The following is a 24,761-nucleotide window of genomic DNA, read 5'->3' as shown; positions in this document are numbered from 1 at the left end:
AGTGAAAAACGAAGGGAATTTTATCGTGAGTTACAAATCCATCCTGACCGAACTTGGCCTGTCCGACGCCGAGATTACCAACGGAACGCTGAGTGTCGAGACCCCGGTCGACGGTTCAGAATTTGCAAATGTCACTGAAACCACCCCGGCCGAAATGACCGATGTGATCGGCAATGCCAAAAAGGCGTTTGGCGCATGGCGTCAGGTCCCCGGTCCACGCCGCGGCGAATTGGTCCGTCTTCTGGGTGATGAGCTTCGCGCGGCCAAAGAACCGCTTGGTCGTCTGGTGTCGCTTGAATGCGGCAAGATCTATCAAGAAGGTCTTGGCGAAGTTCAGGAAATGATCGACATCTGCGATTTCGCCCTTGGCCTGTCGCGCCAGCTTTACGGTTTGACCATCGCGTCCGAACGTCCGGGCCACAAAATGATGGAAAATTGGCATCCGCTGGGCGTTGTTGGCCTGATCACCGCCTTTAACTTCCCGGTCGCACCATGGGCGTGGAATACTGCCCTTGCGCTGGCATGTGGTAATGCCGTGATTTGGAAACCGTCGGAAAAAACCCCGGTTACCGCCTTGGCTTGTCAGAAGATTCTGGAAAAGGCGATTGCGAAATTCGGTGATGCGCCAGCTAATCTGCATCAGGTTGTTGTTGGGGATCGCGAGATCGGTGAAATTATGACCGACAGCCGCGATGTGTCGTTGATTTCGGCAACTGGATCGACCCGCATGGGCCGTGAAGTTGCACCGCGTGTTGCCCAGCGTTTTGGTCGTACCATTCTTGAGCTTGGCGGCAACAATGCCATGATCGTAACCCCGTCGGCAGACATTGATATGTCGGTCCGTGCGGTTGTGTTCTCTGCTGTTGGTACCTGTGGTCAGCGTTGCACATCTTTGCGTCGCCTGATCGTGCATAAAGATGTGAAGGACCAGATTCTTCCGAAAATTATTGCTGCTTACAAGTCGGTCAAAATCGGTGATCCGCTTGAAGATGGCGTTCTTGTCGGTCCGCTGATTGACGAAGAAGCTTACACCAACATGCAGACTGCCCTGACGAACGCCAAAAAAGATGGTGGTACCGTTCATGGTGGTGAACGCACACTCGAAGATAAATATCCCGATGCGTTTTATGTCACGCCGTCGGTTGTTGAAATGCCGGGTCAGACTGACACCGTAAAGCACGAAACCTTTGCGCCGATCCTGTATGTGATGACCTACGAAACGCTTGAAGAAGCCATCGCACTTCAAAATGATGTGCCACAAGGGCTGTCATCTTGCATCTTCTCGACCGATCTGCGCGAAACCGAATTGTTCCTGTCATCAGTTGGTTCGGATTGCGGGATTGCCAACGTTAATATCGGCCCGTCAGGCGCTGAAATCGGCGGCGCATTTGGTGGTGAAAAAGAAACCGGTGGCGGGCGCGAGTCCGGTTCGGACGCTTGGAAAGCTTATATGCGCCGCGCAACCAACACCATCAACTATTCCCGCGAACTGCCATTGGCACAGGGTATTAAATTCGATATTTGATCACTCGCCCGATCAGCGTCGATCCAAGTCCCGCCGGTTTTCCGGCGGGGCTTTTCGTTTCTGTCGCTTTCGCCAAGAATGGCGGGATCGCAATCACGCATAAAAAAAGCGGTCCCCGAAGGGACCGCTTTCGTGTTCTCGTCTCAAAGCGTAAGGCTTTATTAGCCAGCTTTGGAGAAACGTTCTGCGACATATTCCCAGTTAACGAGCTTGTCGAGGAACGCTTTAACGTAGTCAGGGCGCGCGTTGCGGTAATCGATGTAATAGGAGTGTTCCCAAACATCACAACCGAGCAGCGGGGTCTGACCGTGGACCAGCGGGTTTTCCGCGTTCGGGGTTTTGGTCACAACCAATTTGCCCGATTTGTCCATTGCCAGCCAGCACCAGCCCGAACCGAACTGAGTTACGCCAGCCTGTACAAAGGCTTCTTTGAAGGCATCGACAGAGCCGAAATCTTCAACGATTTTCTTTTCCAGTTCACCCGGAAGATTGCCGCCGCCGTCTTTCTTCATCATTTTCCAGAACTCGATATGGTTCCAGTGCTGAGCAGCATTGTTGAAGAGACCGGCTTTGGACGCGTCACCATAAGAAGCAACAACGATTTCTTCGAGCGACTTACCTTCAAGGCCCGACCCTTCGAGCAGCTTGTTGCCATTCACAACATAGGCGTTGTGATGCTTGTCATGGTGAAACTCAAGGGTTTCAGCCGACATGACGGGTGCAAGCGCGTCGTGTGCATACGGAAGTGCTGGGAGTTCAAATGCCATGATACAGTTCCTCGACTTTCATTATTGGTCTGTGCGGTAACGCAACATATCCCTTTTTGCGCGTTTCGTGAAAGTTAAAATCCCGTGCAAGCTGTTGTAAAACTTTGTTTCGGGCTTTCCGGGTCGCAGCAAAAAAAGATCTCTGTCGCCTTTATCTAAGACAACAGCGCGTTAATGCAATGTTGCGATGAGCATCAGGCGATTGCCCATCCATATATTGAAAACTCATTTGCGGGCAAAACGTTCCATGAAATGCGAAATTTTACCCACATGATGGCATGTGGATGGACGGTTTATTCCTTGTACAGCCCGACCATGTGTTCGATGTCGGTCCCGTTACGGATCATGACATCATACTCGCCCGTAGACAGGGCCGAGATATCAAGCTGACACGGAAATTTCATACAGTTTCGGTTAAACGCAATGGTGCCGTCCTGGTGCGACAAGATCACCTCGCCCTTGGGCTTTTCCGAGTAGATGGTGACACTGTCGGTCGTTGGTTTGGGTGCGATTTTAATAGCAGCCAATGCGGCTGTCGTGCCCATCAAGATAGAGGCCAGGACAATGGCAACCGGTTTGCTGCGCAAAGATTTCATCATGATATCCCTCGCGCTTTATTGCGACTTTCCATGCACACAAGATGCACCCCGAAGCAGAAGAATTCGCGGCGCAATTGAGGCATTTCCATGCCGTTTCGTGCAAAGGGTGAGGATCAGCCATGCACAGGCGTAAAAAGCCAGTCCCCGCAAGTGGTTATGGTTGCGGGGACTAAGTGCCTGATTTGAATATCATCAAGGATATGGGGCGATTTTACCCGATTTTAGGGCACAAATGCCGACTTTGTGGCCTTAATCGCGGCTGCGATTTCTTGTGCGGCACCTTCGGGATTGGGTTGGCCGCAAATGGCGGAAACAACCGCCAGCCCATCTGCACCAGCGGCAAAAACCGGATCAACATGGGCAAGCTTAAGGCCGCCAATCGCAACCGATGGCAGCTTGGTAATTTTGATCAATTCAGCCAGCCCGTCAAAGCCGATGGCGGGTTTATGATCGGGTTTGGTTGGGGTGGCAAAGATCGGGCCGATGCCAACATAATCGACAATCGTCGGATCAACTTTGCGCGCCACAGCGTCACTTTCAATCGAAAGGCCGATGATCTTGTCGCGGCCCAGTCGGTCCCGGGCGGTTTGTGAGGGAATGTCATCCTGCCCAACATGAAGCCCATCGGCCCCAATGGCGATGGCCGCATCGATATCGTCATTTACGATCAACGGCACGCCGGTACCGGCCATCGCCGCCATCAATTCATGGCCGATGCGAATAAGGTCGTCGGTGCTGGCATATTTATCGCGCAGCTGGACCATGGTCGCACCGCCCGCAATGGCGGCCATCGCAGTTTCAACCATGGAAAGGGTTCGGCATAGATCGGGATCAAGAACAAGATATAGCGAAAGATCGAAGGACTTCATTGGGCAGTGATCCGGGCATTGGCGTTAAAGGTTTGCGCATCTAGGTTATGCAGGCCATCGACAAAGGCCGTCATAAACGATGCCGGGCCATTTGCCGATTTGGCGGCGATTTCGCCAACAACGGCAAAATTGGTAAGGGCGGCGATGGTTGCCTCAAACGGCTGATCGGGGGCAATGGCGACATAGGCGCCGGTCAGTGCGGTTAACGCACAGCCCATGGCGGTGATTTTGGGCATCAAATCCGATCCACCGGCAATCCGAACAGACCGCGTCCCATCGGTGACAAAATCAACTTCGCCTGTAACGGCGACAATCGCATTTTGGGTCGTGGCAAGGGCACGCGCGGCTTCTTCTGCCTGTTCGACGGGGTCGCCACTATCAACCCCTTGTCCGGCACTTTGCCCGCCGCCAAGGGCAATGATTTCGGATGCATTGCCCCGAATAACATTGGGATTAAGTTTCAAAAGGTTCGCCGTCGCATCGCGGCGATATTGGGTGGCAAAATGTGCCACGGGATCAAGCACCCAAGGTTTGCGCGCCTGATTGGCCGAGGTGGCCGCCGCCGTCATGCCCGCAACCCAATTGGGCGACAGAGTGCCGATATTAACCGTCAGCGCCCCGGCAATGGCGGCAAATTCGCCGGATTCTTCGGGGGTGTGGACCATCGCGGGGGATGCGCCTGCTGCCAGCAGAACATTGGCGGCATAATTCATTGCGACATAATTGGTGATGCACTGGACCAATGGATTGGTCGCACGCATGCGTTCAAATAGGTCGGTGGTGGTTTGGCTAAGATCGTTCGTCATGTCGAGGCTCCAATGCGTCTTGTGTCGCAGCGTTGGAGACCCAGTTCGAAGTCGGAATGATGGAGAACGTTATCAACAGCATAAGCAACGTTCGCACCGTCCCTACGCCAGTATGAACTGGATCAGGTTCAACGGGTCACTGCGCTTGTGCTTTGCATCGCACGGGGCAGTTTCTCAGCCTCCTGTCGAGGCTCCCCTTGGTGAACCTGCAACATGGGTTTTTACGCGCGGTCTGTCAATTCACACGGTGTTTCTGGCTTGGATTTTCGCAAGATACAAAAAGGGCGGCGGGTTGGTTTGTGCCAATCCCGCCGCCCTTTTCTAAGGTATGTGTTTAATCACACTACGCAGCGTTTGCGCAGTGTCGGTTCTTATTTGCGGCGTTCCATTGCGGCCTTAAGGGCGGCTGCCATCGCGTCATTCCCTGACGAGCTGCCACTGGAACTGCGCGACGCATTCCCACGACCATTACCGCCGCCGCCGCCGGCGTTGCCGCGATTGTGGTTTGGACGGTTGCCAGAATGGGCCTGTCCGCCACGTGGGCCAGCGGATTGACCGTCATTACGACGTTCACGTGTGCCTTCGTAATCCGGTGCTGATTTCATCGAAAGCCCAATGCGTTTACGCGGCGCATCGACTTCCATGACGGTGACTGACACGATCTGACCCGCCTTAACCACCTGACGGGGGTCTTCGACAAATTTATCGGCCAGTTGGGAAATATGCACCAAGCCATCCTGATGCACGCCAATGTCAACAAACGCGCCGAAATTGGTAACGTTGGTCACTGTCCCTTCCAGCTTCATGCCGGTTTTAAGATCTTTGATCTCGTTCACGCCATCGGTGAATTTTGCGGTCTTAAATTCCGGGCGCGGGTCACGACCGGGCTTTTCAAGCTCAGCAATGATGTCGCGGATGGTCGGCACACCAAACGTTTCGTCTGCGTAATCTTCTGGGCGCAGCGTTTTGATAAAGGCCGAATCCCCGATCAAATCCGCAAGTGACTTGGATGCCTGCGCGCTGATCTTTTTCACCAAGGGATAGGCTTCTGGGTGTACTGCCGACGCGTCAAGCGGGTTGGATGCCCCTTGAATGCGCAAGAAGCCCGCACATTGTTCAAACGCCTTTGGACCAAGACGTTCGACCTTTTTAAGGTCACTGCGCGACTGGAACGCACCGTTTGAATCGCGATATCCAACGATATTGCGCGCCAGCGTTTCGGTCAGGCCCGCCACACGGGTCAAAAGCGGGATCGATGCGGTATTAAGGTCAACACCCACACCGTTCACGCAATCCTCAACCACGGCATCAAGCGATTTGGCCAGTTTAGTTTCCGACACGTCATGCTGATATTGCCCGACACCGATTGATTTCGGTTCGATTTTCACCAGTTCGGCCAGCGGATCCTGCAAACGACGGGCAATGGATGCGGCCCCACGCAGCGACACATCCAAATCCGGGAATTCTTCGGCCGCGAATTGCGATGCCGAATAAATCGACGCCCCGGATTCGTTGACAATCACCTTGGTTGCCTTAAGGGCCGGGAACCGTTTAAGCATCTGACCGGCAAGGTCATCGGTTTCGCGCGAAAACGTGCCGTTACCAATTGCGATCAGTTCGATCTGATGGCGCGCGGCAAGGGCGGCCATGGTGTTGATCGCCCCTTCCACGTCATTGCGCGGCTGGAAGGGATAAACCGTTGCGGTATCAACCAGCTTACCGGTGGCATCGACCACGGCAACTTTAACCCCGGTGCGCACACCCGGATCAAGGCCCATGGTGGCCTTTTGCCCGGCCGGGGCTGCCAACAGAAGGTCTTTAAGGTTATCAGCAAAGACCTTGATCGCGTCTTCTTCGGCACTTTCACGCAGCGACCCAAACAGATCAAGTTCGATCGAAAGCGACAATTTCACGCGCCAGGTCCAGCGCACCGTATCGACAAGCCACTTATCGGCAGCACGGCCCCTATCAGCGATCCCGACGTGGGCGGCGATCATGATTTCAGCACGGCCTGCTTGGCCGCGTGGGCGGGCTTCGTCCTCAGCGCCGAGGGTCAGTTTAAGTTGCAGGATGTCTTCGTTCCGGCCCCGGAACAAGGCAAGTGCGCGGTGCGACGGGCAGGTTTTGACTTTTTCCGAATGTTCGAAATAGTCCGAGAATTTCGCGCCTTCGGCCTGTTTGCCTTCGATGACGCTGGCGGTGATTTCACCGTCATTCCACAAAAGGTCACGCAGTTTGGCAACAAGGTCGGCATCCTCGGCAAAGCGTTCCATCAGGATTTGACGCGCGCCATCAAGGGCGGCCTTGGTGTCTTCGACGGCCTTATCTGCATCGACATATTTTGCCGCTTCGGTTTCCGGATCAAGGTCCGGATTGGCAAGCAGATCATCGGCCAGCGGCTCAAGCCCGGATTCACGCGCAATCTGTGCCTTGGTGCGGCGCTTTTTCTTAAACGGCAGGTACAGATCCTCAAGACGGGTCTTGGTATCGGCCTCGTTAATCGCCGCTTCAAGTTCCGGGGTGAGTTTGTCTTGCTCGCGGATGCTTTCAAGCACGGACGACCGGCGGCTTTCAAGTTCGGTCAGATAGCGCAGGCGTTCTTCCAGCGTACGAAGTTGGGTGTCATCAAGCCCACCGGTTTTTTCTTTACGGTAACGGGCGATAAACGGAACGGTGGAGCCTTCATTAAGCATTTCAATGGTGGCGATGACCTGTTCTGGACGTACCGAAAGTTCTTCGGCGATACGCTGGGGAATTGGACGCATGGTTTCTCCTTGTTTTACTCGTCTCCTTGAAATAGCGGCTTTGGACGCGCACGGAAAGAGTCAGTTTTCGCCAAATTTTTGGCTGGGGTTAAAACAGGATTCCGTGTTTGTTTCCAAGGGATTGAAATCGCATGTCTTTCACGCCGTTTGGTCGCACCGATCGCGGACTTGCGGGGGGCTGTGTATGACGTTATCTGTTGGTTAAATGTGATTGAAAGGGGCGCGCGCCCCACAGCAGGAGAAGCCCAATGGCCGGAAAGTTCCGCGAGACCGTCATCCATCGGGTGCCAACAGAAAAAACTGACATCCCAACCGGTGCAGAAACCGAAGCTGCAAAGACGGACGAGATTGCCGGTGCGGACAGTGCGCCGAAACTGTCGCAAGACGCGATCAATGCGCTGGCCGAAGCCAAGGCCGCCAAAGAAGCCGCCGCCAAGCAACGCGAAATTGGTGGCCCAAAAGGCCCGGAACCAACCCGCTTTGGCGATTGGGAAAACAAAGGGCGCTGTATCGACTTTTAAGTGTCGGCTTTTGCGCAATCCGGCCTTCTGGGGCGCCCCGCGCGTCTAAACCGGTTGGTAAAAGGTACGCAACGTGCGTTCGTCGCGCTTTACCAATTTCAAAACAGTACAGGATTGCAAAAGCGCGTTTAGTTCCCGCAGGACCAGCGCATGAGCAAGGCCCAGAAGGCGGGCGAATGTGCGGCTATCACGCGCGATGTTTTGCTGTGCCGCGATGATGATGCCCGCCTGTATCGGGGTCAGGTCTGGTTGCGCGGTACACAGGCGCGCAACCAGATCCATAAATTGATCGCTATCGGGGGGCGTTTCCGTCACGCCGCGGCATCCTTATTGGCGGGGATGTTGGCTTGGCCGTCTTTTTGAAACGATACCATGACCGATTTTGATGTCGGCGTGTCGCTTTGATCCCCGGCACTTCCCAGTGGTACAAGCACGTTTAGTTCCGGGTAATAGCCCGCAACACTGCCGCGTGGAATGTCGTATGAAACGAACCGGAAATCGGTTGCGACACGTGTAATACCGTCATCATATTCACCAACCACATTTACCCGGTCGCCGGACACCGCGCCAAGGGATGCCAAGTCATCGGGGTGGATGAAAATCACATTTCGTTCGCCGTAAACGCCGCGATATCGGTCATCCAGGCCATAAACCGTGGTGTTGTACTGATCGTGTGACCGGAATGTCTGAAGCGCGAAACGGGTTTGTGCCGTGCGGGCCTGTTGATGCACCGTGCTGGTTGGCAGTCCCCCGACAAAGAAATTGGCCTTGCCGGTTGGCGTATCCCATTCCCGATGTGCAGCGGAATTGCGCAAATGGAAACCGCGTGGCTGGCGCAGGCGGGTGTTATATTCGACAAAGCCCGGAACGGTTGCCTCAATATGATCGCGGATGCGTGCGTAATCATCGGCAAGGGCCGCCCATGATAAGGTTTGGCTGCCAACTGTTGCTTCGGCAATGCCTGCAATAATAGCAACCTCCGACAGCAAATGCGGGGAGGCGGGGCGATTAATCCCGGCAGATCCATGCACCATGCTCATGGAATCTTCGACACTGACGACTTGTGGCTGACCGTGGGAGTTCAGATCAATCTCGGTCCGTCCAAGACACGGCAGGATAAAGGCGACCTTGCCCGGCATCAGGTGCGAATGATTGGGTTTGGTTGCGATATGAACGGTTAGGTCCAAATTACGCAGCGCTTTGGCAACCAGCGCACTGTCAGGTGTTGCGCGGGCGAAATTGCCGCCAAGCCCGACAAAGGCTTTTGCGCTGCCATCCAGCATCGCCCCAATCGCGGCCAAGACATTATGCCCATGCGCGCGCGGCACGTTGAAACCAAATTCCCTTTCAAGCGCGTCCAAGAATGCATCGGATGGCTTTTCATTAATGCCAACTGTGCGGTCGCCCTGAACATTTGAATGGCCGCGCACGGGGCAAAGGCCGGCCCCCGGTTTTCCGATATTGCCGCGTAGGAACATGAAATTGGAAATTTCACGGATCGTGGCGACGGAATGAAGATGCTGCGTAATCCCCATGGCCCAGGTGCAAATAACCTTTTCCGCAGACATATAAACGTCTGCAGCTTGTTCGATTTGCGCGCGGGTCAGACCAGATTGGTTTTCAATGTCTGACCAACTGGTTGCATCGACGGCGGCACGGTAATCGTCAAAGCCTTGGCAATGGTCGCGCAGGAATGCGTGATCAAGTACGGATGGACGACCAGCCGCAATCGCGGCATCTTCGGCGGCGAAAACGGCTTTGCTCATGCCGCGCACGGCGGCCATATCCCCACCCAAAAGCGGCTGGAAATAATGACTGGCGATATCGGTCGCGCCACCATGCAGCATTTCAAGTTTGGCCTGCGGGTCAGAAAATCTTTCCAAGCCACGTTCACGGACCGGGTTAAAGACCACGATATTGGCACCGCGAATGGCCGCACGGCGCAAATCACCCAGCATGCGGGGATGGTTGGTGCCGGGATTCTGGCCAAGTACGAAAATGGCATCCGCCTTTTCGAAATCTTCCAGCAGGACCGTACCTTTGCCAATGCCGATGGCCTGTTTTAAGCCAACACCGCTGGCTTCGTGGCACATGTTTGAGCAATCCGGAAAATTGTTGGTGCCATACATGCGAACAAACAATTGATACAGATATGCTGCTTCGTTGCTGGCCCGACCGGATGTGTAAAACTCTGCCTGATTCGGGGAACTGAGGCCTTTTAGGATGTCGCCAATTTCGGCAAAGGCATCTTCCCACGTCACCGGCAGATATTTATCGCTGGCGTGGTCATAGCGCATCGGATGGGTCAGGCGACCATTAAGCTCCAACTCGTAATCAGACAGCGTGGCTAGATCAGATACTGTATGTTTGGCAAAAAAGTCCGGGGTTGCGCGCTTTTCGGTGGCTTCCCACGAAACGGCTTTTACGCCATTTTCGCAAAATTCAAACGACGACCCATGCTCGGGATCGCCCCAAGCACAACCGGGGCAATCAAAGCCGTGAGGCTGATTTGCCTTAAGCATCGTGCGCGCACCGGCGATGGCGTTGCCGCTTTGCAAAAGCTGCTTACCGCAACTTTTCAGCGCACCCCAACCACCTGCGGTCGACGATTTCTTTCCAATAAAATCTGATTTCATGACGCATCTATTTGCGATATCGCAAAAAGGGTCAAGTATGCAGACCTAATCGGGTGATAGAAAAAATTTATCAATCACTTATAGGGGGGAATTAAAATGAAGCTAAAACGCATTCAGGGCCGCAACCATACGTAATGGTGCTGCCCTGAGTAGGTGTTGCTTTGATTTTCCGGCAGATTTACGCGCCGCGAATGGCTTTGATATTGTTGGCATATTCGCCCGGACCGCCCTTGAACGTAGCAGACCCGGCAACCAGAACGTTTGCGCCGGCCTCAATGACCTGCGGTGCTATTTCCGGGTTCACGCCGCCGTCGACCTGAAGGTCGATATCGCGGCCGGTGGCATCAATCATTTTGCGGATGCGTTTGATTTTCTCGAGCTGGCTTGGAATGAATTTCTGGCCGCCAAAGCCCGGATTCACGGTCATGACCAGAACCAGATCGACCATGTCCATGACATATTCAATCACGCTTTCCGGGGTCGACGGATTAAGCGATACACCGGCTTTTTTGCCCAGCGATTTGATCAGCTGAAGCGAGCGATGCAAATGCGGACCTGCTTCGGCATGGATGGTGATGATGTCGGACCCGGCCTTGGCAAAGGCTTCGATATAGGGATCGACCGGTGCAATCATAAGGTGGACGTCAAACACCTTGTCGCTGTGCGAGCGCAGGGCCTTCACCACGTCAGGGCCAATCGTGATGTTGGGAACGAAATGGCCATCCATCACATCGATATGGATGTAATCGGCGCCTGCTTCGTCAACTGCGCGGACATCCACGCCAAGTTGTGCGAAATCAGCCGAAAGGATCGAAGGTGCGATTTTAATGTTCGACGTGGTCATGTGTCACGGGTCCTGAAACACTGCGGGATATGGGAATTTGGCGCCTGTCTTAACGCAAAAAGGCCACTCTGTCATCCAATTGGACATTCGAGTGGCCTAATCTGTGGTTATGTTTGGCGGTAGTACGTGCAACTAGCCTTTTTTGACGAGTCGCGCACAGAAAAAGCCATCCATCCCGCCATATTCCTGCATATGAACCGGCAGAATACGCAACTCGCCCGCCTCGTTGATTGCCTCATCCCAGCCACCAAGTTCATCAGCCGTGATCGGCTTGCGTTCATATTTCGGATGATCGGCCAGGAAAGATTTAATCTGATGCTCGCCTTCTTCGGGTTGCAGCGAACAGGTGCAATAAATCAACTCTCCGCCAACATTCAAAAGCTTGTCAGCCTGATTAAGCAATTTGGTCTGGATCGGCAAAAGCGACCGCATCAGTTTGTCACTCTGACGCAACAAAATGTCAGGATGGCGGCGAATGGTGCCGGTTGCCGAACACGGCGCGTCCAGCAGCACCGCATCTGCACGGGGCGTATCAGGTGCAAGATCGGTTGCGTCCCCGGTGACAACGGCCGCACCCAGTTCGACGCGTTCAAGGTTCTCATAAACGCGTTTTAGACGACCTTCGGATTTATCAACCGCTATCGGGCTGCTGCCAAGGGATGCCAACTGCATGGTTTTGCCACCCGGTGCAGCACACAGGTCATAGATGGTTTTGCCCTTATAGGCCGAAAACAGGGTGGCTGGGATGGCTGCGGCGGCATCCTGTACCCACCATTTACCGCCTTTGTAGCCCGGAAGGTCGCGAATACGACGCCCGCTTTCAAGCCGGACCGATCCGGTCGGCAGAACAAGGCCATCCATTTGCTCGGCCCAATTTTCGGATTCCGAACGATCCTTGATCGACAGATCAAGCATGGCGTGGCCAAGACTTGCCTCGGCAATGCCCTGTGCGATTTCTGCACCATAGGCCTTTTTCCATGATCCGCGCAGCCATGCCGGGATGTTAAGCTGCCAGTCTTCGACACCTTCTGGCCATTCAAAGCCATCGCGCTGCAAACCGCGCAGGACTGCATTGACCAGTTTGACATATTTATGCAAACCGGCATCGCGGGTCAGATTGACCGTGCTGTCGACGGCACCATAATCGGACGTATCCATAAAGAATAACTGAGCAACACCAAGGCGCATAATATTGGTCAGGCGTGCAGCCACCCGGTCTTGCGGGGGCTGATAACGTGGCGCAAGAACCGCATCAATTTCGCCCAGATGGCGCAATGTCGTCCCCAGCAAATGGCGCAGATAGTTTCGATCAAGCGATGGCAGGCCATAGCCATGCTTTGACAGAAGTTCGTCCAGTGTCACTTCGCCGCCACGCAATTCCTGCAATGTTTTAAGTGCAAGCATGCGTGGATCAGGTGCCTCGACCGCCTGGTGGCGGGACGCATTGCGATGGGCAGGACGGGAACGACGTTCAGTCAAAGGGATATCTCCGGTTTATGTTGTGACGTTTAGTTAAGCGTCGCGCGACCGCGTGTAAAGCATCAAGCGTCTGTTTCGTTGGCATGGCTGACCTGCCGATCACCTGTGTGTCGGGGTGAAAAGCCTTGCGATAGGGGCGTGGCCCGGCTAATCCAGACGTAACAATTTATTATGTGCTTTTAAGGCTGTTGATCAAAAGCCGAACAGTAAAAGCCAACTACGGGACGACGCATACAATGACCTTCGCCGGGCTTGCGACCTTTTCCAGCATTTTTCTGATCGGTGCGATGTTGCTGACATGGGCCGTTCTGATTTACCTGCGCCGCAAAGCCATTTTGGATATGCCCAACCACCGGTCCAGCCATGCCGTACCAACCCCACGCGGCGGTGGGCTTGCGGTAACGCCGCTTTTGATTGTGTTGGTTGCGGGTGTGTTTATCTATGCCGGTGTGCGCGATATTGGGCATTGGTTGATGCTTGCGGCGGGGGCGGGGCTTGGAATCCTAAGTTGGCTTGATGATCGCCATGATCTTTCGCCGGCTATTCGCTTTGCTTGTCAGTTCGTTGCGGTGATTATCGGGGTTTTTGCCCTTGATCAGCCGGTTTTGGGCGGAATTGTGCCGGTTTGGCTCGATCATGTTTTGGTGGTTTTCGCCTGGGTCTGGTTTATCAATCTGTTTAATTTCATGGACGGGATTGATGGCATTTCCGGCGTCGAAGCAGGCTCCATCGGGCTTGGTATTTTCATTCTGGCGTTGTTTATCCCACTGCCGGAATTCATTGGGCTTGGCTATATTGGGCTTGGTGTGGTGTCGATCATGGCCGGTTTTTTAATCTGGAACTGGCATCCGGCGCGGCTGTTTTTGGGGGATGTTGGCTCGATCCCACTTGGGTTTATTTTGGGCTGGGTTCTTTTGGAAACAGCGTCACGAGGAGCTTGGGCTGTGGCCCTGATTTTGCCGTCTTACTACTTGTTTGACGCGACGATAACCTTGATCAAACGGGTCTTGCGCCGCGAAAAGGTTTGGCAGGCACATCGCGAACATTTCTATCAACTGGCAACCCAGCGTGGTCTGTCGCATTCAACCGTGTCAGCAATGATTGCAATCGCTAATTTGGCTTTGATTGCCGTATGTTTTGTCGAGGTGGATATCCCCAACTGGGTGCGTGTTATCGCGGCCCTTGTTGTTGTGTTGGCCCTTGTTGGCATGATGTTGCGCATGCCCGCAAAGGGCAGCCGGGGCGCTTAAGTCACGCGATACATGTTTGGATAGCTTGACTTGTTTTCAGGCGGGCGCGAAAAGAAAGCCTTATCCGCCCTCACACGAAGCGGGTATCCTTTAAAAACAGAAAACTGCCGGTAAGGGACCGCATGTCGCGCATCATACAGCGAAGCCATATTGCCTTTGGTCATGACATTGTCATGGCGGCACTTTCCTTTCCGCTCGCATTGTATTTGCGGGTTGGCGACGGCGTGCAGTTTTACGTGCTCGATAACATCCTGTTTTCGTCAGGTGTGTTTACCTTGCTTGCAGCAGTGTCATTCTGGTTTTTTGGCCTCTATCGCGGCATTTGGCGCTATGCGTCGCTGAATGATCTGACGCGCATTGCCAAGGCCGTTTCTGTTGCGGTTGCGGCCCTATTTGTCATCTTGTTTTTGACCACCCGCCTTGACTGGATTCCGCGCTCAGCGCCGATTATCCAATGGTTTTTGCTGATGGCGCTGCTCGGTGGGTCACGCTTGGCCTATCGTATCTTTAAGGATAAAACGACTGCACGTGCGCTGGTGCGTCAAGGCACGCGGCGTCTGTCGGTTCTGTTGATTGGGGCAGGCGACGAGGCAGAAGCCTTCATCCGTGAAACCCAACGTTCTGCCGACACACCGTTCAAAGTGGTTGGGATTGTTGCCCTGAACCCAAGCCGGGTCGGGCGCAATATGCACAATATCGATGTGCTGGCGACAGTGGATGAACTTGAAGAAACCATTCAAAAACTTGAAAAGACGCGGCATGGCCTGCCCAGTCGGTTGGTGTTAACCGGTGACGCATTGCGTCATCCTGATAACGTCAAATGGCTTGAGATTGCCGACCGATACAACATGACCTTTGCCCGCTTGCCCAAACTGGGTGACTTGCGCGAAGGCCTTGCCGATCCGTTGCAAATCCGCCCCGTCGCCATCGAAGATTTGCTTGGTCGTCCGCAGGCGCGCCTTGATCGCGACAAAGTGCGTGAAATGGTTGCTGGCAAGCGTGTTCTTGTCACCGGTGCTGGCGGGTCAATTGGCTCGGAACTGGTGCGCCAGATTGCGTCTTATGGTCCCGATAGCCTGACATTGGTCGATGCGGGGGAATACAATCTTTATGCCATTGATATGGAAGTGGCCGAAAAGTATCCGGACCTTCGCCGCGACAGTGTCTTGGGCGATGTGCGTGATCGCACCAGGATCAATCAAGTGTTTGATCGGTTCAAGCCGGAAATCGTGTTTCATGCCGCGGCCTATAAGCACGTACCGTTGGTCGAACACAATCCCAACGAAGGCATTCTGACCAATACACTTGGCACGCGCAACGTGGCTGAGGCTTGCCGCGCGGCAGATGTCGCGACCATGGTTTTGATTTCAACCGATAAGGCAGTTAATCCGGCCAACGTCATGGGCGCATCAAAGCGACTGGCGGAATGTTATTGTCAGGCACTTGAAACCCTGCCGACCGATCAGCGTGGGGTGACGCGGTTTGTCACGGTGCGGTTTGGGAATGTCTTGGGGTCGACGGGCTCGGTTGTGCCGTTGTTTAAGCGCCAACTCGAAGCAGGCGGTCCTTTAACCGTTACCCATGAAGGTATCACACGTTATTTCATGACCATTGCCGAGGCCGTGGAACTTGTCTTGCAATCGGCAGAGCTTGGCCGTCGTGGTGTGACAGAAGGCGGCAAAATCTTTGTTCTGGATATGGGGCGGCCGGTTAAAATCGTTGATTTGGCCCGTCAAATGATCCTGCTGTCTGGTTTGCAGCCGGGCAAGGATGTCGAGATCAAGGTTACCGGCCTGCGTCCGGGTGAAAAGCTGTATGAAGAACTGTTCCACGATTCAGAACCACCCGTCCCGACGGAAACCGATGGGGTGATGTTGGCGGCTCCGCGTGTGGTTGACTATGATCTGATCAAGCAGGTTTTTGATGCACTTGAAACCAGTGCGACCGGGCGTGATACAGCAACGACGCTTGATCTGATCAGTCGGCTGGTGCCGGAATTTCAGTCACCCGAAATCGGTGTTAAATCAATCTTTGCCGGGGCTTCCGATGCGGCTGAGCACGCCAAGGCGGTTATAGATAACGCTGCCGATCATGGCGGTGCATCTGACCAAAAAGCGGGTACATCAGCCTAATTCATCTTTGTGCGTCCTTTACGCCTTTATGCCGCGTAGTGTGTCACATCATCGCGTGATGCGACTTCATGCGTGTACGGAATGAATTTGTGCGGAATTGTCGTTTGTCAGGCGCGTTTTGCGCCAATATTTTAAAATCAAAATGACAAACAGGAATGATCCATTGGCTTGGGCATTCCAGAATTCAAACATATTCCCGTTTTTGGAGGCCCCATGTCGGCAGACGCTTTTGTCCATCCCGATGAAATTCGTTCGATGTTTTCCAGTGCCATGTCGGACATGTACCGTGCAGAAGTGCCGCAATACGGCACATTGCTGGAACTGGTGGCCGACGTTAATCAGGAAAGCCTCGCCGCAAATGCTGAGTTGCGCGAAGGCCTAGAACGCAGTGACGAACTGGGTCGGCTTGATGTTGAACGCCACGGTGCGATCCGTTTGGGCAAACCCGAAGAACTGTTTACCATGCGCCGCCTGTTTGCCGTGATGGGAATGGCCCCGGTTGGCTATTATGACTTATCAGTCGCCGGTGTGCCGGTGCATTCGACGGCCTTTCGCCCGATTGACGATGACGCGCTGCGCCGCAATCCGTTTCGTGTTTTCACATCCCTTTTGCGCCTTGAGCTGATCGAAGATGAAAGCTTACGCGCCGCGGCAGAGGACATCTTGGCCAAGCGCGATATTTTCACCGCGGATGCCATCAAGCTGATCGATTTGGCCGAAAAGAATGGCGGTTTAACCCGCCCAGAGGCTGAGCAGTTTGTGACCGAAGCGCTCGAAACCTTCCGTTGGCACAGTGACGCGACGGTATCGCTTGAAACCTATAAAAAGATGCATGACGCCCATCGTCTGATTGCCGATGTTGTGTGCTTTAAGGGCCCGCATATCAATCATCTGACACCGCGTACTTTGGATATTGATGCGGTTCAGAAAGGCATGCCCAAACGCGGCATTTCGCCCAAGGCCGTTGTCGAAGGCCCGCCAACCCGCAATTGCCCGATCCTTTTGCGTCAGACCAGTTTTAAGGCGCTTGAAGAAAAGGTTCGGTTTGTCGGTGATAGCGGTGACAAAGGCGCATCGGGCACACATACCGCACGCTTTGGCGAGATCGAGCAGCGCGGCATTGCCCTAACCCAAAAAGGTCGTGCCCTGTATGACACGCTTTTGGCGAATGTCCGCCACGCCGTTCAGATCAATGCTGGCGGATCAAATGCCCGCGATTACGAGACGGAGCTTTCTGAACGTTTCGCAGCCTTCCCAGATGATTACGAAACCCTGCGCACCGAAGATTTGGCCTTCTTTAAATATAGCCCGACCAAAGCCGGTTTGGACGCGGCCAAAAATGGCGAGGTTTCAGGCACAGTCAATGCCTTGGTCGACCAAGGATACCTTCGTTGCGATCCCATCATTTACGAAGATTTCTTGCCCGTTAGTGCGGCTGGAATTTTCCAGTCCAATCTGGGCGATGAGGCCCAGAAAAACTATCAGGAACAATCAAACCAGGACGTGTTCGAGGCAGCATTGGGCACACCGGTCAATGATGAGCTGGCCCTTTACGCCCAAACGCAGCAAGCCTCGATCGAGGCTGCGTTTGCCGCCTTGGGGCTTCGTAAAAGCGTCGCCTGATCTGCTGGTTCGTCTTGAAATTATCAAAGATTTTGCGGGGTGGTTTATGGGCCACCCCGTTTTCTGTGGGGAAATACGGATACAATGTCCGTTTCGATAAAAGCCGCCATGCAACAATTCGGGGTCCACATTTTGCGCTGCACATGCTAAAGGTCCGCGCGAAACATGGTTCGGACTCATTGATCATGTGTCGGCCCTGATCAGGGCCCAATATCTTAATTGGTTTCTTGATCGCGTTTATGGCCGGTTCGCCCGCAATTGATACCCCGCAGGTACGAGCAGCCCTGCAAATCGGTAGCGTCGCTGGGCCGATATATCATCAATGGGTCCGCAACCTTTCATCACATCGATGTATGAAAGCGAACCCAATGACTGCTCGTATTGCGCGCGCGCTTATTTCCGTCTCCGACAAGGCCGGTCTGGTCGAATTTGCCAAATCCCTTCATGAACAGGGTGTTGAAATACTGTCCACCGGTGGTTCCGCCAAGGCCATTGAGGCCGCTGGCATCCCGGTAAAAGAAGTTGCCGATCACACTGGTTTTCCGGAAATCATGGACGGTCGTGTAAAAACCCTTCACCCGAAAATTCACGGTGGTCTTCTGGGCCGTCGTCCGCTTGCCAGCCATATGCAGGCAATGGAAGATAACGATATTGCACCGATCGACCTGGTGGCCGTTAATCTGTATCCGTTCGAAGAAACCGTTGCCAAGGGTGCCGATTTTGACACCTGCATCGAGAATATCGATATCGGTGGGCCAAGCATGATCCGCTCGGCGGCGAAAAACCATGAATCGGTTACCGTTATTGTCGATCCAAGCGACTATGACCGCGTTGTTGCCGAAATGAAGGGCAATGACGGTGCGACCACCGCCGAAACCCGTCGTGTTCTGGCCGCAAAGGCATTTGCCCGTACCGGTGCGTATGACTCGGCGATTTCAAGCTGGTTTGCCGGTGCGCTTGGCGAGACCTTCCCACAGCGTCTGAACGTTTCGGCCGAACTGAAGCAAACCCTTCGTTATGGCGAAAACCCCCATCAGCAAGCTGCGTTCTACACCAACGGCAAAAACCGTCCGGGTGTCGCAACCGCGACCCAGCTTCAGGGCAAGGAATTGTCGTTTAATAACCTGAACGACACCGATGCAGCCTTTGAGCTGGTCTCTGAATTTGATGAAAAACCGGCCGTTGCCATCATCAAGCACGCCAACCCGTGTGGTGTTGCCGAAGGCGAAAGCCTGATCGACGCCTATCACAAGGCGCTGTCATGTGATCCGGTATCGGCATTTGGTGGCATCATCGCGGTGAACCGTACGCTTGATAAAGCCACCGCCGAAGAAATCGCCAAACTGTTTGCCGAAGTCGTGATTTGCCCGGATGCCGATGATGCAGCCCGCGAAGTTCTTTCATCCAAAAAGAACCTGCGTGTTCTGGTGACCGGCGGTATGGCCGATCCAGAAGGCGAAGACATGACCCTTCGTTCGCTTGCGGGCGGCTATCTGCTTCAGAACCGTGATGCAGGTCGTGTTAAACGCGAAGAACTTAAAGTCGTTACCAAGCGTAAGCCATCTGATGCGGAGCTTGATGACCTTCTGTTTGCTTTCCGCGTTGGTAAGCACGTAAAATCAAACGCCATTGTGTATGTCAAAGACGGCAAGACCGTTGGCGTTGGTGCCGGCCAGATGAGCCGCGTTGACAGTTCGCGCATTGCCGCATGGAAAGCCGAAGAAGCCAGCAAAAATGCCGGCGAAGATGAAGTTCGCACCAAGGGTTCGGTCGTATCATCTGATGCGTTCTTCCCGTTTGCGGATGGTCTTTTGGCCGCGGTTAAAGCCGGCGCAACGGCCGTTATTCAGCCAGGTGGCTCCATGCGTGATGAAGAAGTCATCGCTGCCGCGGACGAGCATGACATCGCCATGGTCTTTACCGGTATGCGTCACTTCCGCCACTAAGTAAGGCGGCGAAAGCACAACATAAAAAACCCCGGGGTTCTGCCCCGGGGTTTTTGTTTGGGTATTTCATTTGGGTGCCGACTTGGGGCCTATATCGGTCAAGCAGCCGGTTCAGTTCCCTTTTGCGTCTGATCCGTTTTAGGCGCAGGGCCATCGTTGGTATTTTCAATGATGGTCGCATCCTGTGTCAGGGCAAAGGACCCAGATTTGGAATGGACGTCTTGGGGATCCGTTGCTGTCGGATTTTGCGCCGGATGCACGCGAAGGGGGCTTCGCCATTCAACGCTGCCAAACGAATGGCATGAAGGGCATGAAACAACCCAACGGTCGGTTTCGGCACCGCATGCCCCGCATCGCCAATCGGGATCCGGGTTGGCGTGGCTGGCTTTGATCAAAAGGTCGCGAGCCTTGGCACCATCTTGCTTTTCACGCATTTCCAGATCGGCAAGCAAACGGTAATGGCGGGCTTCTGCCTTTCGGGTCATTGCCTTTTCAAGATTGGTGCGCGCAACACCCCAGAGATCGGCCAAAAGGGCGGCTTCGGCCATAATGATATGGCTTTCAACGTGTTCTGGATTGGTTTCGACCAGTTTTTCAACTGATTTCACCTGTGCCAGTGCATCACCGCTGAGCGTATCCATATAAATCGCGCCAAGGGCAGCAGATGGCGTTGTGCGCCAGCTATGAATAACGACGTCGCGGGCTTTGTTTCCCTGATCAAGGTCACGATAAAGCCCAGCAAGCAAAACAGCCGCGCCGGTAAAATCATCTGCGGAATTCAACGCCTTGCGCAGAAGTTTGACGGCCTCGGCATTTTCACCCGCGGCAATGGCATCTTCGGCCTTGGCGGTAATTAAAAGGGCGCGACGACGTGTCAGTTCCTTTTCGTTAAAGACCTCTGCCTTTTGCGCATCAATCAAAAGGCTAAGCGCACGGTCCCAACGTTTGGATGTCAGCAGCAAGTCAAACAGCGTAACAATCACAGCCGGATTACGTGGGCGCAAACGGTGGGCGCGCTCGGCATAATCAAGGGCATCTTTGCGATTGTTGTTCTTAAGCGATAATTGCAGCAAACCGCGCAACCCGAAAAAGGCTGAGTCTGGTTTTTCCAGCATGGCTTCGAACTGACGTTTGGCAGCTTCGTTATTGCCATCAAGTTCAGCAGCCTGTGCCGTCAAAAGCCGGGTTAGGGTGTCGTCTTCAAGGTAACGGTCAACCGCACGCGTATGCTTCAGGGCCTGACGGACATCGCCCGATGCCAATTCCAACAATCCCATGGTCAGGGCCTGTTGGCCTTTTTTACGGCGGCGACTGCCAAGCAAACGTCCAACCCAGCCCGGTGAATTGGCAATGATCGACCACCCACGCCAGCACAGCACCAGCACGACGGTCAACGCCAACAGGGCCAAGGCAACCATGCCAATTGATCCGTCAAAGCGATAGCCAAGCCAGACAACGTTTATGGTGCCCGGATGATTTGCAAACCAGACCGTGCAGATAATCAGCACGGCCGTCATTAGGATAAAGGTCAGCAAGCGGATCATTGGCTGTCCTCCGACCCGGTCAGAAGACCGATGGCATGCGCGCTGAGCGATGCGATTGCGCTGTTAAGCACCTGACGGTTTTTCGCCTGATTAAGCCATTCAGAAACTGCTGCCGATGCGTTTTTGCCTTCGATCCCTTCAAGGGCGGTGACCGCTTCGTCAAGGTCATCATGTGCCAGCGCGTTTTCAGCCGTCGCAAGGCGACCTTCAAGCGATTCTTCACCAGCAACATCAACGCGCCGGATTGGGATCATTTTCTTGATATTGGCCCAGGTGGCATCCCAAACGCTGCCCGAATGATCATCGGTCGCGGCCTGAACCGCTTCTTGTGCCATCGCCGGGAAGGTTTGGCGCAGTTTTTCAAGTGTCGGAGCACCTTGTTCCGCAAGTGGCTTTAAGGTTTCGATCTGTTTGGTGATAACTTCGTCATCACCGCTGCTGCGTTCAAGCTGATTAAGCGCAATGATAAATGGTCCACCCCGTTGCAGGGCATCGCGCAGAATGGTGACGGCCATGGCAATAGCCTGTCCGCGACTTTCGACACGAAGACCGGCTGTTGCCCGAACTTCTTCTTCCATGGTCGACAAACGTGCGGACATTTGGCGCATTTCATTGGCCACACCGGCAAGTTCGCTCTCGACGCGCGCAAGTTCTTCGATCGGGGCGGAATGGGTTTCGATTTCCGCCATGCGGCGTGCGACGGTATCGTTAACCGTACCACCACGTTCGTCGTTCAACCGGTCGCGCAATGCATTGATCGTGCCTTCAAGCCGCGAAAGACGCTCAGTCAAATCCGGATCAACAACAACTGATCCATCGGGCAGGGTGGACGCGTCGGCATCTGAATTCGCGGTATCGGTCGCATCGTCAGACGATGACAATGAATTTGGTTCATTGACCATGGCGTCGTCTTGTTCGGCCATGGCTGCGTCTTCATCGGGGGCCGGAACAGAATTGGATGTGTTCTGGCTGTCCTGCGCGTTCGTGGTGGATTCTTGGTTTGGTGTATTGGTTGCCGTGTTTGTGCCATCGTCTTTGAATTCATCGGGTGTGATTTCATTCATGATAACGGTCGGCACGTATTGGCTTAGCACCGGTTCAGCATCGCGCCACCAAAATGCACGGGTCAACCAGCCCGCGGCAATCGCAACGATAATGATAACGACAAAAATGAAAATTGCCTTGCCACCAGCACCCTTGGATTTCGGCGCCTTGTCGCTTGGTTTTGTGGTCTTGTCCGTGGACTGACTGCTGCGCTGGGCCGATGCCGGTTTGATTTCCGGTTTTGCAGTTGATGCTGACGATGCTTTTGCGCCTGACGCGTCAGAAGGTTTCTCGCCGGCTTTGTCAGCGGTTTTTTCGCCCGGTTTCGACGCGGTTTGGGATGCGGTGTTTGCCGTTTGGCTTTTGGTCGCATCAACCTTTGCGTCTGATTTCGTATCCGGTTTTGCATCGGTTTTGGCATTAGAAGATGCGCCACCCTTCGAATCGGGTTTCGCATTCGCGCTAGCATTGCCGCTGCTGTCTACAGAGATGGTCTCGGTCGTTTTTTCGGTGTCGACCTGTTTGGCGGAAGCGTCTGGTTTTGGCGTTTCTGGTTTTTTCACGATCGGACCATTACAGTTTGCGGTTGTGCCATAGCGCGATTACGCGCTGGAAAAGGACTGATCTAGGATAGAAAGAAGGTATTCCTGTGTCGGCTTTGATGCAACGTGCGTTCTTTGCCATTTAAGGTCAGCAATCTGCAACTGCACTGCCGGGCTTAGGCAAATTGCCCGCGTATTGCAAAGTTCGCCCTCCAGCTTCGCACTTTTGATCAGCTTAACAAATGTTTCGGCTGTGCGGGGAGAGAAAAATAAAACTGCATCAATATGATGGGCAGCAATGGCTTTGGCAGTTTGCTCAGGCAGCGAGGTGCTGGCATGTGCGTTATAGACAGTTTGACGGTCAATCTTATATCCGCCATCCGCCAATATTTGGCCCAAATCCCCGGCTGTTTTGCGTGCTGCCGGATGGAAAAGGGGGCCTTTTTCGGGATCAATTTGATCGCGGATCAAGTCGGCAAGATCGTTGATATCCCCATTGGCACTTTTGATCTGATCAAAACCGATCTGTGCGGCCAAACGGGCAGTGGCGTCACCGACGCATAAAACATGTCGGGTGCGATCATCTGACAATTGGGCAAACGCCCGGACCCCGTTGGCGGATGTGAAAATCAGTGCCTGATATGGGGCCGGGTCAAAAACAGTTGCCTGATCTGGAAACTCGATCTGTAACATCGGCGCGGACATCACTTGATATCCGCGCTGGGTCAGGATCGACTCAAGGTCGGCAGAATCGGTTTCTGGCCGGGTATTTAAAACCAGTGGTCCCATTTGCTGCCTCATGATCTGTGGATTAGGCCGAAATGAAATCCGGCCCGCCACGTTTTTTCAGTTCTTCACCGGCATCCGCACCCGCCTCTGACGCGGTTTTCAGGTCTGGGTTTGCTATATGCCGTTCCGTATCAAGACGTTCGCTGCCATCTGGTCGCACGATGGTAACGCGCAAACGCATGCTGCCGTCGTCGTTATATTCGGCCAAGGCCGCGATCGGTGTCCGGCAGGAGCCATCAAGCGCAAAGAGGGCCGCGCGTTCGGCTGTCACACGAATGGCTGATTTTTCGCAATGAAGTGCTGAAATCCATTCGTTGGCCTGTGTGTCATCGCTTCTGATGGTGATGCCAATTGCCCCTTGGGCAACGGCTGGAAGCATGTCGTCTTCGGCAATTGGTGCGGTGGCAATTTCGGGCTGACCCAAACGGTTTAATCCGGCCATTGCCAGCAAGGTCGCATCAACCTGTTCTTCGCCAAGTTTGCGAAGTCGTGACTGCACATTGCCGCGGAACGTAATGACCTTAAGGTCGGGATATTTGTTTAAAATCATTGCCTGACGTCGCAGCGACGCTGACCCGATGACCGATCCGGCGGGCATTTCGGCAAAGCTTTTATATTTCAGCGAAATAAACGCATCGCGCACATCTTCACGCGGCAGGATCGTCGGTAGGATCATACCATCAGGCAGAACCGTTGGTACGTCCTTCATGCTGTGAACGGCAAGATCAATATCGCCGCCCAACAGGGCATCGTCGATTTCCTTGGTAAACAGACCCTTGCCACCGATTTCCGACAGGGCACGATCAAGGATTTTATCGCCGGTCGTTGTGATGACCGTGATGGCAATGGCGCCTTCCTCGGCAAGTTCGGGATGGGCGGCGGCGAGTTTGTCGCGGACCTCGTGTGCCTGTGCAAGTGCCAAGGGCGAACCACGGGTACCAATGCGGAGTTTTGCTGTATCTGTCATGCAAGGAGTCTTAGTCTTAAAATTGTTTAAAAACAAGGCCTGCAGCTGCCTGCAGACCGGCAAATTCGGTCTGATATGAAACAGCAATTATAAGGCTTAAAAATGCCATTTCA

General features: G+C 54.0%; 19 protein-coding genes and 1 riboswitch. Of the genes, 6 read left to right on the top strand and 13 right to left on the bottom strand.

From position 1 onward, the window contains the following. The first annotated feature begins 25 nt into the window (after positions 1–25). Entirely contained in the window at positions 26–1,525 is a 1,500-nt protein-coding gene (gene amaB / locus HCZ99_RS03190; protein WP_167445399.1) for an L-piperidine-6-carboxylate dehydrogenase, read from the top strand. A 161-nt stretch (positions 1,526–1,686) separates the two neighbouring features. Here the strand turns inward: amaB and HCZ99_RS03185 are convergent, their stop codons facing one another. The 5 genes from HCZ99_RS03185 to HCZ99_RS03165 form a co-directional block, all read right to left on the bottom strand. Then, the gene (locus HCZ99_RS03185) at positions 1,687–2,292 is read right to left on the bottom strand and encodes a superoxide dismutase (RefSeq protein ID WP_167445398.1); all 606 of its coding nucleotides are present in this window, start codon (positions 2,290–2,292) and stop codon (positions 1,687–1,689) included. A 293-nt stretch (positions 2,293–2,585) separates the two neighbouring features. Continuing rightward, positions 2,586–2,891 (bottom strand): hypothetical protein, encoded by a 306-nt coding sequence (locus HCZ99_RS03180; protein WP_167445397.1) that lies wholly within the window; start codon positions 2,889–2,891, stop codon positions 2,586–2,588. 221 nt (positions 2,892–3,112) lie between these two features. Further along, the gene (gene thiE, locus HCZ99_RS03175; RefSeq protein ID WP_167445396.1) at positions 3,113–3,760 is read right to left on the bottom strand and encodes a thiamine phosphate synthase; all 648 of its coding nucleotides are present in this window, start codon (positions 3,758–3,760) and stop codon (positions 3,113–3,115) included. After that, positions 3,757–4,566 carry a hydroxyethylthiazole kinase gene (gene thiM / locus HCZ99_RS03170; RefSeq protein ID WP_167445395.1) on the bottom strand — a complete coding sequence of 270 codons (810 nt, stop codon included), beginning with the start codon at positions 4,564–4,566 and terminating at the stop codon, positions 3,757–3,759. The genes thiE and thiM overlap by 4 nt, the downstream gene beginning before the upstream one ends. A gap of 82 nt (positions 4,567–4,648) precedes the next feature. Further along, positions 4,649–4,774: riboswitch (TPP riboswitch) on the bottom strand. Positions 4,775–4,937: 163 nt separating this feature from the next. Further along, positions 4,938–7,331, bottom strand: a complete 2,394-nt coding sequence (locus HCZ99_RS03165) for a Tex family protein (protein WP_167445394.1) — start codon at positions 7,329–7,331, stop codon at positions 4,938–4,940. Positions 7,332–7,579: 248 nt separating this feature from the next. Between HCZ99_RS03165 and HCZ99_RS03160 the strand changes: the two genes are divergently transcribed. Next, a complete protein-coding gene (locus HCZ99_RS03160) occupies positions 7,580–7,852 on the top strand; it encodes a DUF1674 domain-containing protein (RefSeq protein WP_167445393.1) in 273 nt (90 codons plus the stop codon). Positions 7,853–7,897: 45 nt separating this feature from the next. On the opposite strand, the gene HCZ99_RS03155 is transcribed toward HCZ99_RS03160, so the two are convergent. The 4 genes from HCZ99_RS03155 to HCZ99_RS03140 form a co-directional block, all read right to left on the bottom strand. Continuing rightward, positions 7,898–8,167: a hypothetical protein gene (locus tag HCZ99_RS03155; RefSeq protein WP_167445392.1), complete on the bottom strand. Its 270-nt coding sequence runs from the start codon at positions 8,165–8,167 to the stop codon at positions 7,898–7,900. Next, entirely contained in the window at positions 8,164–10,488 is a 2,325-nt protein-coding gene (locus HCZ99_RS03150) for an FdhF/YdeP family oxidoreductase (protein ID WP_167445391.1), read from the bottom strand. The genes HCZ99_RS03155 and HCZ99_RS03150 overlap by 4 nt, the downstream gene beginning before the upstream one ends. A gap of 178 nt (positions 10,489–10,666) precedes the next feature. Beyond that, positions 10,667–11,332 (bottom strand): ribulose-phosphate 3-epimerase, encoded by a 666-nt coding sequence (gene rpe, locus HCZ99_RS03145; protein ID WP_167445390.1) that lies wholly within the window; start codon positions 11,330–11,332, stop codon positions 10,667–10,669. 132 nt (positions 11,333–11,464) lie between these two features. After that, positions 11,465–12,811, bottom strand: a complete 1,347-nt coding sequence (locus HCZ99_RS03140; protein ID WP_167445389.1) for an RsmB/NOP family class I SAM-dependent RNA methyltransferase — start codon at positions 12,809–12,811, stop codon at positions 11,465–11,467. A 236-nt stretch (positions 12,812–13,047) separates the two neighbouring features. Between HCZ99_RS03140 and HCZ99_RS03135 the strand changes: the two genes are divergently transcribed. From HCZ99_RS03135 to purH, 4 genes are all read left to right on the top strand, one after another. Beyond that, positions 13,048–14,061, top strand: a complete 1,014-nt coding sequence (locus HCZ99_RS03135) for an MraY family glycosyltransferase (RefSeq protein ID WP_167445388.1) — start codon at positions 13,048–13,050, stop codon at positions 14,059–14,061. Positions 14,062–14,183: 122 nt separating this feature from the next. Beyond that, a complete protein-coding gene (locus tag HCZ99_RS03130; protein ID WP_167445387.1) occupies positions 14,184–16,193 on the top strand; it encodes a polysaccharide biosynthesis protein in 2,010 nt (669 codons plus the stop codon). Positions 16,194–16,406: 213 nt separating this feature from the next. Beyond that, on the top strand, positions 16,407–17,816 hold the full coding sequence (gene hglS / locus HCZ99_RS03125; RefSeq protein WP_167445386.1) for a 2-oxoadipate dioxygenase/decarboxylase HglS: 1,410 nt from the start codon (positions 16,407–16,409) through the stop codon (positions 17,814–17,816). A 368-nt stretch (positions 17,817–18,184) separates the two neighbouring features. After that, positions 18,185–19,762, top strand: coding sequence for a bifunctional phosphoribosylaminoimidazolecarboxamide formyltransferase/IMP cyclohydrolase (purH, locus tag HCZ99_RS03120; protein ID WP_167445385.1), 1,578 nt, complete (start codon positions 18,185–18,187; stop codon positions 19,760–19,762). A 98-nt stretch (positions 19,763–19,860) separates the two neighbouring features. On the opposite strand, the gene HCZ99_RS03115 is transcribed toward purH, so the two are convergent. From HCZ99_RS03115 to hemC, 4 genes are read right to left on the bottom strand one after another with little or no spacing between them, the layout of a single operon-like run. Next, positions 19,861–21,306, bottom strand: a complete 1,446-nt coding sequence (locus HCZ99_RS03115) for a heme biosynthesis protein HemY (protein ID WP_167445384.1) — start codon at positions 21,304–21,306, stop codon at positions 19,861–19,863. Beyond that, positions 21,303–22,913, bottom strand: coding sequence for a COG4223 family protein (locus tag HCZ99_RS20865; protein ID WP_167445383.1), 1,611 nt, complete (start codon positions 22,911–22,913; stop codon positions 21,303–21,305). The genes HCZ99_RS03115 and HCZ99_RS20865 overlap by 4 nt, the downstream gene beginning before the upstream one ends. A gap of 39 nt (positions 22,914–22,952) precedes the next feature. Further along, a complete protein-coding gene (locus HCZ99_RS03105) occupies positions 22,953–23,681 on the bottom strand; it encodes a uroporphyrinogen-III synthase (RefSeq protein WP_167445382.1) in 729 nt (242 codons plus the stop codon). A gap of 22 nt (positions 23,682–23,703) precedes the next feature. Then, positions 23,704–24,648, bottom strand: coding sequence for a hydroxymethylbilane synthase (gene hemC, locus HCZ99_RS03100; protein ID WP_167445381.1), 945 nt, complete (start codon positions 24,646–24,648; stop codon positions 23,704–23,706). Positions 24,649–24,761: the final 113 nt, after the last annotated feature.

The organism is Thalassospira lucentensis (assembly GCF_011806425.1).
GTDB lineage: Bacteria > Pseudomonadota > Alphaproteobacteria > Rhodospirillales > Thalassospiraceae > Thalassospira > Thalassospira lucentensis_B.
This window is presented reverse-complemented; position numbering and strand designations above follow the sequence as displayed.

Coding starts and splice junctions, on each gene's coding strand:
- HCZ99_RS03185 (WP_167445398.1), bottom strand. CDS start 2,292: ATGGCATTTGAACTCCCAGCACTTCCGTATGCACACGACGCGCTTGCA.
- HCZ99_RS03180 (WP_167445397.1), bottom strand. CDS start 2,891: ATGATGAAATCTTTGCGCAGCAAACCGGTTGCCATTGTCCTGGCCTCT.
- thiE (WP_167445396.1), bottom strand. CDS start 3,760: ATGAAGTCCTTCGATCTTTCGCTATATCTTGTTCTTGATCCCGATCTA.
- thiM (WP_167445395.1), bottom strand. CDS start 4,566: ATGACGAACGATCTTAGCCAAACCACCACCGACCTATTTGAACGCATG.
- HCZ99_RS03165 (WP_167445394.1), bottom strand. CDS start 7,331: ATGCGTCCAATTCCCCAGCGTATCGCCGAAGAACTTTCGGTACGTCCA.
- HCZ99_RS03160 (WP_167445393.1), top strand. CDS start 7,580: ATGGCCGGAAAGTTCCGCGAGACCGTCATCCATCGGGTGCCAACAGAA.
- HCZ99_RS03150 (WP_167445391.1), bottom strand. CDS start 10,488: ATGAAATCAGATTTTATTGGAAAGAAATCGTCGACCGCAGGTGGTTGG.
- rpe (WP_167445390.1), bottom strand. CDS start 11,332: ATGACCACGTCGAACATTAAAATCGCACCTTCGATCCTTTCGGCTGAT.
- HCZ99_RS03135 (WP_167445388.1), top strand. CDS start 13,048: ATGACCTTCGCCGGGCTTGCGACCTTTTCCAGCATTTTTCTGATCGGT.
- HCZ99_RS03130 (WP_167445387.1), top strand. CDS start 14,184: ATGTCGCGCATCATACAGCGAAGCCATATTGCCTTTGGTCATGACATT.
- hglS (WP_167445386.1), top strand. CDS start 16,407: ATGTCGGCAGACGCTTTTGTCCATCCCGATGAAATTCGTTCGATGTTT.
- purH (WP_167445385.1), top strand. CDS start 18,185: ATGACTGCTCGTATTGCGCGCGCGCTTATTTCCGTCTCCGACAAGGCC.
- HCZ99_RS03115 (WP_167445384.1), bottom strand. CDS start 21,306: ATGATCCGCTTGCTGACCTTTATCCTAATGACGGCCGTGCTGATTATC.
- HCZ99_RS03105 (WP_167445382.1), bottom strand. CDS start 23,681: ATGGGACCACTGGTTTTAAATACCCGGCCAGAAACCGATTCTGCCGAC.
- hemC (WP_167445381.1), bottom strand. CDS start 24,648: ATGACAGATACAGCAAAACTCCGCATTGGTACCCGTGGTTCGCCCTTG.